A 13,093-nucleotide genomic window follows, 5' to 3' on the forward strand; every position below is an offset into this window, starting at 1 on the left:
CTAGGTCCAGTCTTCGACCCTCAGCCCCGGCACCATGGCGAACGCCTTATCGTTAGTCACTATTGTCGCACCACGGCTCTGCGCGTGTGCGGCAATAAGCTGATCCAAAGCCCCCATTACTCGCCCCTTTTTCGCCATATCCGCCCGCATCGTTCCGTAGCAATGCGCGGCTTCCCGGTCCCAGGCATACACCGTCACGGAATCCAGGAATGCCGCCACGGTCGCTTTTAGCGCCAAACTTTGCCGCTTGGCTACGCCATACAACAATTCCGCCTCCGTGATACTGGAAATGCAGACCGCAGACGGCGGGATCTTTTCCATTACGCGCAATAAGCGGGGATGCCGACGGAACAGTTGGCTGACCGTATTGGTATCAAACATGTACATGCTTACTCTTCCTCGCCGAACGGATCGCGGATGGCGATCCCCTGTTGACGATCCTCAGCCACCAGGAAGTCCTGCGGCACCTGAGTTTGCTCGATCATTTGCAGCAGTGGAGCCCAACTGTCAGGTTTTGCCGGATACTTTGATAAAATCACGTTTCCCTCCCGATCGCGGCGGATATACACACGATCTGTATCAAATTCGAATTCCACGGGTAATCTCACCGCCTGATTTCTGCCGTTTTTAAACAGCTTCGCGACTCTTTCCATTTTCATCTCCTCTGACAGGCATAGGCCTAAGCATATGCCTGTTGAGCTTCGATGCCAAGATGCTGTGCTTGTTTTTTGAACGCCAATGACGCAGCGAGCCAACCTTAACGTGGCGTGACCGTCGGTGAAATACTGCCATGGCAAAAATGCGGCCAGCTGCGCAGACTTTCTGCGCATCACAATCCCCCATTAGCTTCTCGTGCTACAGCACTATCCGCTGGTTAAAACTCAACGCCAGCGCAAAAAAATCGCCTGTTTTTTGCGCTATGGTGCGCAAGTCATGTTTATTAGCCGCCCAATTTCAAGCTATTGGCTACACTTACATCACTTATCGGAACCCACAGGAGAGGAACCATGGCAATCGGTCACTATGAGCTGAAAAAAGCAAAGAATGGACAGTACCACTTCAACCTGAAAGCCAGTAATGGTGAAATTATTCTGGCCAGTGAGATGTACGCCAGCAAGGCCTCGGCGGAAAATGGCATTGCCTCAGTGCAAACCAATTCCCCTCACGAAGCGCAGTACGAACTGAAACACAGCACCAGCAATCAGCCTTACTTTGTACTGAAAGCCAAGAACCATCAGGTGATCGGCGTCAGTGAAATGTACAGCTCTGAAACAGCAGCAAAAAACGGTATTCAGTCGGTGATCAAGAACGGCCCGAGCACCGATGTGCGCGATTTGAGCGCATAACTTCATCTGGGCGACGCGCGATGGCTGCCATCGCGCGTTTTTCTTATGACCAGGATCAATCTCCCTGTAATAAATCCGGTTACCTGCTGATTTCTTGCCACGCTGCCGCTACAATCCCCCGCTTTTACTGCGCCATTTGGTGGTGCGGTACTGACCTGAAATCAGACCGAGACTCATTATGTTTACACCGGAACTTCTCTCCCCGGCCGGTACGCTGAAAAACATGCGTTACGCCTTTGCCTATGGTGCCGACGCCGTTTATGCCGGCCAACCGCGTTACAGCCTGCGGGTGCGCAACAACGAATTCAATCATGAGAACCTGGCGCAGGGGATCAACGAAGCCCACGCACTGGGCAAAAGATTCTACGTAGTGGTGAATATCGCCCCGCACAACGCCAAGCTGAAAACCTTCCTGCGCGATCTTAAACCGGTTATCGACATGGGCCCGGATGCGCTGATCATGTCCGATCCCGGCCTGATCATGATGGTGCGCGAAGCCTTCCCGCAGATGGACATTCATTTGTCAGTACAGGCGAATGCGGTTAACTGGGCAACGGTGAAGTTCTGGCAGCAAATGGGGCTGACGCGAGTGATCCTGTCGCGCGAACTGTCACTGGAAGAGATCGCCGAGATCCGCGCCCAGGTACCTGAGATGGAGCTGGAAATCTTTGTTCATGGTGCGTTGTGCATGGCCTACTCCGGCCGCTGCCTGCTGTCCGGTTATATCAACAAACGCGACCCTAATCAGGGTACCTGCACCAATGCCTGCCGCTGGCAGTACAAGGCGGAAGAAGGCAAAGAGGATGAGACCGGCAACATCGTGCATATGCATGAGCCGATCCCGGTGCAGACCGTCGAACCGACATTGGGTATCGGCGCGCCAACCGACAAAGTGTTCATGCTGTCCGAAGCGCAAAAGCCGGATGAATACATGAGCGCCTTTGAGGATGAACACGGCACCTACATCATGAACTCGAAGGATTTACGCGCCATCCAGCACGTAGAACGTCTGACTCAGCTCGGCGTGCATTCGCTGAAAATCGAAGGCCGTACCAAATCCTTCTACTACTGCGCACGCACTGCGCAAGTTTATCGCCGCGCCATTGATGACGCGGTCGCGGGCAAACCATTCGATCCCACCCTGCTCACCACACTGGAAGGTTTGGCGCACCGGGGTTACACCGAAGGTTTCCTGCGTCGCCATGTGCATGAAGCCCAGCAAAACTATGATTACGGTTCCTCACTGTCTGAACGCCAGCAGTTTGTCGGTGAATTCACCGGCGTCCGCCGTGACGGTTGGGCAGAAGTGGATGTGAAAAACAAGTTCATGGTCGGTGATGGCGTAGAGATGATGACTCCCGGTGGTAACGTGTTGTTTACCCTGGAGAGCATGCAGAATAAAAAAGGTGAAGCGATCGATGTGGCGCCAGGCAACGGGCATATCGTCTATTTGCCGATCCCGCATGATATCGATCTCAATTACGCGTTGCTGATCCGCAATTTGCCTGATACCAATACTCCTGCGGTGTGAAAATTCCGCTGGCTATCTTTAAGTGGTGATTTTTAGCAAATATTAGAATTGGATCACATCAATTAGTCCGCAGCTTGGTTAATATCAGGCTGCTTAAAACTAAGAACGAAAAATATTTGCATAGCAATACTAGGAACCACCTCCTTAGCCGGTCCAATCTCCCTTGGACTGGCTTTTTCTTTGATTTCAACCGCCTATCCGCTCGGGTATCGCTAATATAACCAGCCATTTTTTTAACACATTATTTAAATCTATTTTTAAAAGCACCTTCCTCACAGCGATATAAATACCATGCTACAACGGTTAATTAATTCATTAACAAAAAACGCTAACTCATCTGCGGCGTATATCTCAGATTAAGTCAATTATGTAGGAATTATCTCTGCCCAACGGCATCTACCCAGAATTAACTGAATATTCTGATGGCCTGCCGCGGGTGGGTAGTTTATCGTTGCTCATTATCTGTTTACCGCAGGGAGAGACCGGGAATGCATCCACCAGCACCAGCGCTTCTTATCATTAATGGCAAAGGCGCCGGCAACGAAGAGGTTCGCCTTGCCGTCCAGAAGTTGCGGGATGAGGGCCAAACTCTGCACGTTCGCGTCACCTGGGAGCATGGAGATGCTGCACGGTATGTGCAGGAAGCCTGCCATCTGGGAGTGACCACGCTGATTGCCGGCGGCGGCGATGGCACCATCAACGAAGTGGCCGCAGCATTGGCAACCTTACCGGCCAAGGGTCGGCCGGTATTGGGCATTCTGCCGTTGGGCACGGCCAACGACTTCGCCGTAGCCTGCAATATCCCACTGCTGCCGGAGCAGGCACTGCGTTTAGCCGTAAAAGGCCGCGCAGTCCCGATAGACCTGGCCAAAGTGAATGATCATCGCTATTTCATCAATATGGCCACCGGCGGCTTTGGCACTCGTATCACGACCGAGACCCCGGAAAAACTGAAGGCCGTGTTAGGCGGTGTGTCCTACTTTATTCATGGCTTACTGCGCATGGATACGCTCAAGGCCGATCGCTGCGAGATCCGTGGGCCGGATTTCCATTGGTCCGGCGACGCGCTGGTGATTGGCATCGGTAACGGCAAACAAGCCGGTGGCGGGCAGCAGTTATGCCCGGACGCACTGATCAACGATGGCTTGCTGCAACTGCGTCTGTTGATCGCTGATGAGTTGCTGCCGGCGTTAGTGGCCAGCCTGTTTAGCGATGAAGAAAACAAAAACGTGATCAGCGCTGCACTGCCGTGGCTGGAAATCGATGCGCCCCATGAGATGGCTTTTAATCTCGACGGCGAACCGCTCAAGGGCACTCATTTCCGTATTGAAGTGCTGCCCAACGCCATCGAATGCCGCCTGCCACCCAACTGTGGATTACTGGGCCAACCTCAGTCCTCTAAATAGTCCCCCACAGCGCCCACCAGCACAGGTTGGGCGCGGTTTGCTATAAGGGCAACCCGTCCGCCTTTGCCTTGCCTCCGCTGCTCCCTTTTCTGCGACAAAATGTGATCCTCTCCGGCAAATTCATTAAATCATACTTGTATGGTAGTTAGTTCATGGCGTATTTTTCGTCCATTATGATGACCCGTGGGAACAGGATTAGACCTATGAAAATTATCAACGCAGAGGTTTTTGTGACCTGCCCAGGCAGGAACTTTGTCACGCTTAAGATCACCACTGACGAGGGGATTACCGGTATCGGCGACGCAACCCTTAACGGCCGCGAGTTGCCGGTGGCGTCCTACCTGAAAGATCACGTCTGTCCGCAATTGATCGGTCGTGATGCCCACCAGATCGAAGACATCTGGCAGTTCTTCTATAAAGGCGCTTACTGGCGGCGCGGCCCGGTGACCATGTCCGCCATTTCCGCCGTAGACATGGCGCTGTGGGATATCAAAGGCAAGGCCGCCAACATGCCGCTGTACCAGTTACTGGGCGGCGCATCACGTACTGGCGTGATGGTTTACTGCCACACCACCGGCCATTCTATCGACGAAGTGCTCGACGACTACGCCAAACATAAAGAGTTGGGCTTTAAAGCCATTCGCGCCCAGTGTGGCGTGCCGGGCATGAAAACCACCTATGGCATGGCCAAGGGCAAAGGGTTGGCTTATGAACCCGCCACCAAGGGCAACTGGCCGGAAGAACAGCTGTGGTCAACGGAGAAATACCTCGATTTCACCCCCAAACTGTTTGAAGCCGTGCGCAACCGCTTTGGTTTTGACGAGCACTTGCTGCACGACATGCACCACCGGCTGACCCCGATCGAGGCCGCACGCTTCGGCAAAAGCGTTGAGCAATACCGCCTGTTCTGGATGGAAGACCCCACACCTGCGGAGAATCAGGAATGTTTCCGCCTGATCCGCCAGCACACCGTCACGCCAATCGCCGTCGGCGAGGTGTTTAACAGCATCTGGGATTGCAAACAGCTGATTGAAGAGCAACTGATCGACTATATCCGCACCACCCTGACCCACGCCGGTGGCATTACCGGCATGCGCCGTATTGCCGACTTTGCCTCGCTGTATCAGGTGCGCACCGGCTCGCACGGCCCCTCCGATCTTTCGCCTATCTGCATGGCGGCGGCGCTGCATTTTGATCTGTGGGTGCCGAACTTTGGCGTGCAGGAATACATGGGTTACTCCGAACAAATGCTCGAGGTGTTCCCCCATAGCTGGAGCTTTAACGACGGCTATATGCACCCGGGCAATAAACCGGGGCTGGGCATTGAGTTCAACGAAAAACTGGCCGCCCGTTATCCGTACGAACCGGCTTACCTGCCGGTCGCACGCCTGGAGGATGGCACCCTATGGAACTGGTAACAGGAGAACGCACCATGCAAAGCGTGGTCATTGAACAGCCCGGCCTGCTGGCTATCCAGCAGCGCCCTCTGCCGCAGCCGGCCGCTAATGAAGTGCGGGTAAAGGTTAAATTTGCCGGTATCTGCGGTTCTGACGTGCATATTTATCATGGTCATAATCCTTTCGCCCGCTACCCGCGTGTGATCGGTCATGAGTTTTTTGGCGTGATTGATCAGGTGGGCAGCGATGTCGACCCGCAGCGGCTCGGCGAACGCGTTTCGGTCGATCCGGTGGTCAGTTGCGGCCATTGCTACCCTTGCTCTATAGGCCGCCCCAACGTCTGTACCGAACTGCAGGTAATAGGTGTGCACCGCGACGGCGGCTTCAGTGACTATGCCTGTGCCCCGGCGCGTAACGCCTACCGCATTCCGGACAGTATCAGCGATCGCCACGCCGCCATGGTCGAACCCTTCACCATTGCCGCCAATATCACCGCCCATCTGCAGCCCAATGCCGCTGATATCGCGCTTGTCTACGGCGCGGGGCCGATGGGGCTGACGGTGATCCAAACGCTGAAAGGCGTCTACGGCGTGAAGCAGGTGATCGTCACCGATCGCATCAAGGAACGACTGGAGATGGCGCAGGAAAACGGGGCCGACTGGACATTCAACAATGCCGAAGCGTCGCTGCCCGCCGAACTGGAACGACGCGGCATCCGCCCGACGCTGATCGTCGACGCCGCCTGCCATCCGGCCATTTTGCAGGAGGCGATCAACCTGGCGTCCCCAGCGGCACGCATCGGCATCATGGGGTTCTCCGGCGAGGCCTGCACCGTGACTCAACAAAGCATCACCAGTAAAGAGCTGTCGATTTTCTCCTCACGCCTCAACAGCGCGCGCTTCCCGCAGGTCATCGAGTGGATGGCCAGCGGGAAAATCGCCCCACAGAAGTTAATTACTCACTGCGTGCCGGCCGCCGAGGTTGAACAGGCGATGTTAATGTTCGAAAAAGATCAGCGCACCTGCTGCAAGGTGTTGTTGCAATTCGATTGATTACTCTACCAGGGCCAGGGGCTGCAGGAAGCGGCCCTCTCCAACCATGAAGCATCGCGATTAAAACAACATCAAGTGGAGTGCTTTTATGTTTAAAAACCTGCGTTGGACCATCGTATTCCTGCTGTTTATGGTTTACATGATCAACTACCTCGACCGCGTCGCGCTGTCGATTACCGTACCTATGATCGAAAAGGATCTGATGTTGAATGCCGAGCAGTTCGGCATCATCTTCGGCAGCTTCTTCTTCGGCTACGCCATCTTTAACTTTATCGGCGGGCTGGCAGTAGACAAATTCGGCCCGACGTTAGTGCTCGGCATTGCCGTCGGCCTGTGGTCGATTTTCTGTGGCATGACGGCATTAGCCACCGGTTTCTATTCCATGCTGATCCTGCGCGTACTGTTCGGCATGGCCGAAGGGCCAATCTGCGCCTCCGCCAATAAAATGATCAACGGCTGGTTCCCGAAGAAACAGGCGGCGACTGCCATGGGCCTGCTCAGTGCCGGTTCCCCCTTGGGCGGCGCCGTCGCCGGGCCGATCGTCGGCTATCTGGCATTGGCATTTGGCTGGCGACCGGCGTTTATGGTCATCTGTTCGATCGGTATCATCTGGATGCTGGTGTGGTTCTTCGTGGTGGCGGATAACCCGGCGAAAAGCAAACGCATCGGCGATGAAGAGCTGGCGCTGATTAACCAGATGAAGGAAGAGACTCACAGCGCCGAAGAAGAGCTGAGCAATGCCGCGCACGGGCTGGGTTACTACCTGAAGCAGCCGATCATCCTGGTCACCGCGTTCGCCTTCTTCTGCTACAACTACATCCTGTTCTTCTTCCTGAGCTGGTTCCCGTCCTATCTGGTGCAGGCACACAACCTGAACATCAAGGAAATGAGCCTCACCACCATGATCCCGTGGATTGTCGGCTTTGTCGGCCTGGCGCTCGGCGGCTATATCTCCGACAAAATTTTCAATATCACCGGCAAGCTGCTGCTGTCGCGCAAGATTGTGCTGGTCACCAGCCTGCTGGCGGCGGCCATCTGTGTGGCACTGGCGGGTACCGTCAGCAGCGTAGTGCCGGCGGTGATGTTGATGTCGGTATCGATCTTCTTCCTGTACATCACCGGGGCGATTTACTGGGCGATTATCCAGGACGTGGTGCATAAATCCCGGGTTGGTGGCGCCAGTGGCTTTATCCATTTGGTGGGCAGCGTTTCCGGCATCATTGGCCCGGTCGTAACCGGCTACATCGTGCAAAACACCGGCAAGTTCGACAGCGCCTTTATGCTGGCGGGTGGCGTGGCCGCGCTCGGGGCCGTGTTGGTACTGCTGGTGATCAAGGCACCGCGCAATACCGCACAACCGCAAATATCAAAACCCTAATCTGCCCGGGGCGGCCAACGTCGCCCCGCTTTCAGTCCCCACATTCAGGAACTTCAGCATGACACTTTCCAGCAACAGCGTGCTGCCGACGGCGGTTGCGCAGCCGGGTTACGCTCGCGAAAGGATTAAACCGCGCATCGTGCATCTGGGTTTTGGCGCGTTCTTCCGCGCACATCAGGCGGTATATACCGAACAGTTGGCTAACGAGCACGCCAGCGACTGGGGTTACTGCGTGATCAGCATGCACAACGGCCGGCAAAAAATCGCCGACCTACAACGGCAGGATTTGCTGTATACGGTTGCAGAAATGGACGGCGACGGCTGGCATGGTCAGACGATCGGCGTCATCAGGCAGGCGCTGCACCTGCAGGTCGACGGGCTGGAAGCCGTGCTTGAAGCCATGGCACAGCCGGAGATTGCCATCGTTTCATTGACCATCAGCGAGAAAGGCTACTGTTATCAGCCCGCCAGCGGCCAGTTGTTGGCAGAGCATCCGGATATTCAGCATGACATCGCCCACCCGCTGCATCCGCGATCGGCCCCCGGCCTGATCCTGGCCGCACTGCGGCTACGCCGGGCACGGGGCCTGCCGGCGTTTGCCGTAATGTCCTGCGACAACATGCCGGCCAACGGTCAGGTAACCCGCAACGTACTCAGCCAACTGGCACAGCGACAGGATGCGGATCTGGCGGCGTGGGTCACACAGCAGGTCACCTTCCCATCAACCATGGTCGACCGCATTGTTCCGGCAGTCACCGCGGAAACGCTGCAACACATTGAGGATTTACTGGGTGGCATCGCCGATCCGGTCGCTGTCGCCTGCGAACCCTTCCGCCAATGGGTGATCGAAGATCACTTTCCGCAGGGACGCCCGGCATGGGAAAAGGCCGGTGCTGAGCTGGTCAGCGACGTACTGCCATACGAGGAAATGAAGCTGCGGATGCTCAACGGCAGCCATTCGTTTCTCGCTTATCTGGGCTATTTGGCCGGTTATGCGCATATCAGCGACTGCATGCAGGATGCGTATTTTGTTAAAGCCGGACGCCACCTGATGCTGGCGGAGCAAGCACCGACGCTGCAGGTTCATGAGCTGGATCTGACGCACTACGCCGACTCGCTACTGGCCCGTTACCGCAATACGGCGCTAAAGCACCGTACCTGGCAGATCGCCATGGACGGCACGCAAAAACTGCCGCAGCGCATGTTGGACTCCATTCGTTGGCATCTGGCGCACGGCAGCGATTTTAGTTGTCTGGCTTTAGGTGTCGCCGGTTGGATGCGTTACGTCGGCGGCAAGGATGAACAGGGTCAGCCTATTGAGATCAGCGATCCTTTAAGTGAACGCCTCGCCAACTTGGTCGGCAACAGTCGCGAAGGCCCGGAACGGGTGCTGGCCCTGTTGCAGCTCGATGCGGTCTTTGGTCAGGATCTGCCGGCCTATCACAGCTTCGTCGACACCGTCACCCATGCCTATCAGGCGCTGTTAGCGCAGGGTGCCAAGACCACCGTTTCCAAATTGCTGGCCTGAATACTGGGTCACCAGGAGAAAGTCACCATGGAAAATGTCATCAAGGATCGGCCGATCAAATTGCGTAATCTGCTGGCTTACGGCAGCGGGGATGTTTTCGGCGGCGGCAGTTTTGCGGTACTCGGCCTGTGGATCATGTTCTTTTACACCACCTATGCCGGTCTCAGTCCGGTTCAGGCCGGTGCCATCATAGCTATCGCCCGATTGTTAGATGCTATCTCCGACCCGCTGATGGGTTATGTCACCGACAATTTCTATCGCAACCGTTGGGGTCAACGTTTTGGGCGTCGCGGCTTTTTCTTCCTTATTGGTTCACCTCTGGTACTGGTGACCTACATCTGTATGTGGGTCGACGGCATGGGATTCGGCTATTACCTGACAACCTACGTGCTGTTTTACCTTACCTACACGCTGGTGATCGTGCCTTACGAAACGCTGGCGGCGGAAATGACCAGCGATTTTAAGGTTCGCGCCAAGCTCACCGGCGTTCGCATGCTGTTTTCCACCGGTGCGGGCATACTGGCCGCCTGGCTGCCGGGCCGCATTATTGCTTATCTCGGTGAGGATGCTTCGTCATCCTTCCTGTATATGGGGGTAATTTTCGGCATCCTGTTCGCCATCGTCATTGTCCTGCTGTACTGTTTTACCTGGAGCCGCCCGGTTCCCATCTCTCAGAATATGCCGCCGCTGTCGTTTCGCCGCGATATGCGAGATTTATTCAAATCACTGATTTCTACTTTTCATATCAAAACCTTCCGCCTGCACGTAGGTATGTATCTGGGCGCTTATGTGGCGCTGGACGTCCTGGGATCGGTGCTGGTCTATTACATTGTTTTTGTGCTGGGCCAAAACGCTATTGATGCTTCCAACGCACTGACACTAATGACCCTGGTGCAGTTTCTGTGCGTTTCGCTGTTTATTCCACTCTGCATCCGATTCGGCAACGGGGCCGCCTACAAGATTGCTCAGTCCTTTATGCTGGTGAGCATTGCGCTGTTTTTGATGATTTATCTGGTTTCACCGGCTAATGCCATCTACTGGATCGCGCTGGCCGCGGTAGTGATGGGCTGCGGCCGCGCAGGCAGCTATTACGTCTGCTGGAACATTTACAGCTTTATCCCGGACGTCGACGAAATATTCACCGGCCAACGGCGTGAAGGGATCTTTGCCGGCGTAATGACCTTCGTTCGTAAAGCGGTACAAGCCCTGGCGCTGTTTATGGTCGGGCTGGCACTGCAACATTCTGGCTTTATCGCCAAAAGTAGCAGCCAGCCGACCGAGGCTATTCATGGTATCGCGATGGTATTTTGCATCGGTTCGGTGCTGTTCTTGCTGTTTGGTCTGCTGTGCGCCCGCAAATTCCGCCTGACTATCGATAACCACCGCATCCTGGTGGAAGAAATCAACCGACTGAAGCAAGGAGGATCAATGAGTACCGCCAGCGCGGAAACCCGGCAGGTGGTCGAAACGCTGACCGGCTGGGACTACCGCTTCGCCTGGGGTAATAACAGCATCATTAACCGCCCCACCACACTGCCGATCAAGGAGCAACAAAATGAACAGAATCCCCTTTGAGGTGATGCAAAACACCGTTGAGCGCGCTTTTGTCCAGGCTGGGCTGGGACAGGACAAAGCCGCCACCTGTGCTCGTATTCATACCGAATCCAGTTGCGATGGCATCTATTCCCACGGTCTGAACCGCGTCGCCCGTTTTATCGACTATCTGCAACGTGGCTGGGTTAATCCACAGGCCGAGCCGGTGCTTATCAAACAGTTGGGGGCGATCAATCTGTATGACGGCCAACGTGGAGTCGGCATCACCAATGCCCTGTTTGCCGTTGAGCAAGCAGCGCAATTAGCGCGACAAAACGGCGTCGGCATTGTGACAATGCGCAATACCACCCATTGGATGCGCGGTGGCACCTACGGCTGGCAAGCCGTTAATCAGGGACTGGCCGCCATTTGCTGGACCAATACCGAATCCTGCATGCCGGCCTGGGGGGGCAAGAACCCACGGCTGGGTAATAATCCTTTTGTTATGGCGGTGCCAGGTGAACAGCCACTGGTGCTGGATATGGCGATGTCACAATATTCTTACGGCCAACTGCAGGTGACCCGGCTCAAAGGGGGGCAAATGCCTTTCCCCGCGGGCTATGACCAGCAGGGGAATATCACGCTGGAACCCGGCCCGGTAGAAGAATCCATGCGCATTATGCCAGCCGGGTATTGGAAAGGCTCCAGCATGGCAATCCTGCTGGATGCGATGGCAGCCATGCTGTCCGCCGGTCACACCACCAGTGAGATCGACTGTATCGAACAGGGCAGCGGAACCGGCGCCAGTCAGATCTTCATGCTGTTTGATCCCCAGCAACTGGGCGGCGCAGACTATACCCGCCGGCTGACCGAGGACGTAGAGCGTTATGTTGCCGCCTCCGAACCGGCTGAGGGGGTTGAACGGGTATTTTATCCCGGTGAACAGCAGTTGCTAAGGCGTCAGCAAAACCTGAGCCTGGGCATTCCGGTCGATGATGACATTTGGGCCAAGGTGGTCGCCCTGGCCGGCAATTAATTCGCCGGGATAAACCCGCCGGTTTCAGGTCGATACCGGCGAAACATAAGGGTTTTCATAACCCGTAAGCAATAATCTGCTAGTATGGTGGCATCCAAATCCCAGCCAGATGACCGATCGTCTCCATGTCTGAATCCTACAGCCTCACCAATAGCCTTCCGGTTAATCAGCAAATCTACCGTTTCCTGCGTAAGGACATCGTCGACTGCACCATTCCCCCCGGCACGCTGCTGTCAGAGAAAGAGATTTCCACCCGCTTTAGCGTTTCACGCCAACCGGTGCGCGAAGCCTTTATCAAGCTGGCGGAGGCCGGACTGGTGCAGATCCTGCCGCAGCGCGGGACTTTCGTGATGAAGATTTCGGCCAAACGGGTAGCCGATGGGCGTTTTATCCGTCAGGCCGTAGAATGCGCTGTTGTACGTCGCGCGGCGGAACGCATTACACCGGAACAGTTGATGACGCTGGAGCATAATTTGCACCGCCAGGAGCTGGCCGCACAGAACAAGCAGACACGTGAGTTCCTGGCGCTGGACGATGAGTTCCACCAGTTGCTCACTCAGTTTGCCGAATGCCCACTGGCCTGGGAGACCATCGAAACCATCAAGGCCACCATGGACCGGGTGCGTTTTCTCAGCCTGAGCGAAGTCTCGCCACCGGAAAGCCTGCTCCAGCAGCATTACCGCATTTTTGCCGCACTGAAGGCGCAGGATGCCGATGCCGCCGAGCGCGCCATCCATGAGCACCTGCAAGAAATGATCTACTCTATTACCCCCATCGCTTTGCAGAATACCGAGTGGTTCGACGCCGAATAGTCAAGCACTGACCTTCAAGGGGGCGATCGCCCCCCGCTATTTGGCTTCCCAAATGGCATTTCCTCTCAATCGCA

General features: G+C 55.5%; 12 protein-coding genes. 10 read left to right on the forward strand and 2 right to left on the reverse strand.

Annotation, left to right across the window (positions count from 1 at the left end; all coding sequences use genetic code 11):
- Positions 1-387, reverse strand: coding sequence for a type II toxin-antitoxin system VapC family toxin (locus tag QOT07_RS18715; RefSeq protein WP_099062615.1), 387 nt, complete (start codon positions 385-387; stop codon positions 1-3).
- Positions 388-389: 2 nt separating this feature from the next.
- A complete protein-coding gene (locus QOT07_RS18720; RefSeq protein ID WP_112348659.1) occupies positions 390-653 on the reverse strand; it encodes an antitoxin in 264 nt (87 codons plus the stop codon).
- Between the two features lie 354 nt (positions 654-1,007).
- Between QOT07_RS18720 and QOT07_RS18725 the strand changes: the two genes are divergently transcribed.
- The 10 genes from QOT07_RS18725 (at position 1,008) to QOT07_RS18770 (ending at position 13,019) form a co-directional block, all read left to right on the forward strand.
- The gene (locus QOT07_RS18725) at positions 1,008-1,346 is read left to right on the forward strand and encodes a YegP family protein (RefSeq protein ID WP_099062617.1); all 339 of its coding nucleotides are present in this window, start codon (positions 1,008-1,010) and stop codon (positions 1,344-1,346) included.
- Between the two features lie 178 nt (positions 1,347-1,524).
- Positions 1,525-2,877 carry a prephenate-dependent tRNA uridine(34) hydroxylase TrhP gene (trhP, locus tag QOT07_RS18730; RefSeq protein ID WP_099062618.1) on the forward strand — a complete coding sequence of 451 codons (1,353 nt, stop codon included), beginning with the start codon at positions 1,525-1,527 and terminating at the stop codon, positions 2,875-2,877.
- A 488-nt stretch (positions 2,878-3,365) separates the two neighbouring features.
- Positions 3,366-4,283, forward strand: a complete 918-nt coding sequence (gene yegS / locus QOT07_RS18735) for a lipid kinase YegS (protein ID WP_283603730.1) — start codon at positions 3,366-3,368, stop codon at positions 4,281-4,283.
- A gap of 203 nt (positions 4,284-4,486) precedes the next feature.
- On the forward strand, positions 4,487-5,701 hold the full coding sequence (manD, locus tag QOT07_RS18740; protein ID WP_085118175.1) for a D-mannonate dehydratase ManD: 1,215 nt from the start codon (positions 4,487-4,489) through the stop codon (positions 5,699-5,701).
- 14 nt (positions 5,702-5,715) lie between these two features.
- Positions 5,716-6,732, forward strand: a complete 1,017-nt coding sequence (locus QOT07_RS18745) for a Zn-dependent oxidoreductase (RefSeq protein ID WP_099062620.1) — start codon at positions 5,716-5,718, stop codon at positions 6,730-6,732.
- An 88-nt stretch (positions 6,733-6,820) separates the two neighbouring features.
- Positions 6,821-8,110 (forward strand): MFS transporter, encoded by a 1,290-nt coding sequence (locus QOT07_RS18750; protein ID WP_099062621.1) that lies wholly within the window; start codon positions 6,821-6,823, stop codon positions 8,108-8,110.
- Between the two features lie 58 nt (positions 8,111-8,168).
- Complete coding sequence (locus tag QOT07_RS18755; RefSeq protein ID WP_283603731.1) at positions 8,169-9,638, forward strand: mannitol dehydrogenase family protein; 1,470 nt, start codon at positions 8,169-8,171, stop codon at positions 9,636-9,638.
- A gap of 27 nt (positions 9,639-9,665) precedes the next feature.
- The gene (locus QOT07_RS18760) at positions 9,666-11,213 is read left to right on the forward strand and encodes an MFS transporter (protein ID WP_261427903.1); all 1,548 of its coding nucleotides are present in this window, start codon (positions 9,666-9,668) and stop codon (positions 11,211-11,213) included.
- A complete protein-coding gene (gene yiaK / locus QOT07_RS18765; RefSeq protein WP_283603732.1) occupies positions 11,194-12,207 on the forward strand; it encodes a 3-dehydro-L-gulonate 2-dehydrogenase in 1,014 nt (337 codons plus the stop codon). The genes QOT07_RS18760 and yiaK overlap by 20 nt, the downstream gene beginning before the upstream one ends.
- A gap of 125 nt (positions 12,208-12,332) precedes the next feature.
- Entirely contained in the window at positions 12,333-13,019 is a 687-nt protein-coding gene (locus tag QOT07_RS18770; protein ID WP_129936419.1) for a GntR family transcriptional regulator, read from the forward strand.
- The last annotated feature ends 74 nt before the right edge of the window (positions 13,020-13,093 follow it).

This window comes from Serratia proteamaculans (assembly GCF_949794035.1).
Taxonomy (GTDB): Bacteria; Pseudomonadota; Gammaproteobacteria; order Enterobacterales; family Enterobacteriaceae; genus Serratia; species Serratia proteamaculans.

Bases quoted from the DNA above. Each gene is read 5' to 3' on its own strand.
- QOT07_RS18715 (WP_099062615.1), bottom strand. From the start codon at position 387: ATGTACATGTTTGATACCAATACGGTCAGCCAACTGTTCCGTCGGCAT.
- QOT07_RS18720 (WP_112348659.1), bottom strand. From the start codon at position 653: ATGGAAAGAGTCGCGAAGCTGTTTAAAAACGGCAGAAATCAGGCGGTG.
- QOT07_RS18725 (WP_099062617.1), top strand. From the start codon at position 1,008: ATGGCAATCGGTCACTATGAGCTGAAAAAAGCAAAGAATGGACAGTAC.
- trhP (WP_099062618.1), top strand. From the start codon at position 1,525: ATGTTTACACCGGAACTTCTCTCCCCGGCCGGTACGCTGAAAAACATG.
- yegS (WP_283603730.1), top strand. From the start codon at position 3,366: ATGCATCCACCAGCACCAGCGCTTCTTATCATTAATGGCAAAGGCGCC.
- manD (WP_085118175.1), top strand. From the start codon at position 4,487: ATGAAAATTATCAACGCAGAGGTTTTTGTGACCTGCCCAGGCAGGAAC.
- QOT07_RS18745 (WP_099062620.1), top strand. From the start codon at position 5,716: ATGCAAAGCGTGGTCATTGAACAGCCCGGCCTGCTGGCTATCCAGCAG.
- QOT07_RS18750 (WP_099062621.1), top strand. From the start codon at position 6,821: ATGTTTAAAAACCTGCGTTGGACCATCGTATTCCTGCTGTTTATGGTT.
- QOT07_RS18755 (WP_283603731.1), top strand. From the start codon at position 8,169: ATGACACTTTCCAGCAACAGCGTGCTGCCGACGGCGGTTGCGCAGCCG.
- QOT07_RS18760 (WP_261427903.1), top strand. From the start codon at position 9,666: ATGGAAAATGTCATCAAGGATCGGCCGATCAAATTGCGTAATCTGCTG.
- yiaK (WP_283603732.1), top strand. From the start codon at position 11,194: ATGAACAGAATCCCCTTTGAGGTGATGCAAAACACCGTTGAGCGCGCT.
- QOT07_RS18770 (WP_129936419.1), top strand. From the start codon at position 12,333: ATGTCTGAATCCTACAGCCTCACCAATAGCCTTCCGGTTAATCAGCAA.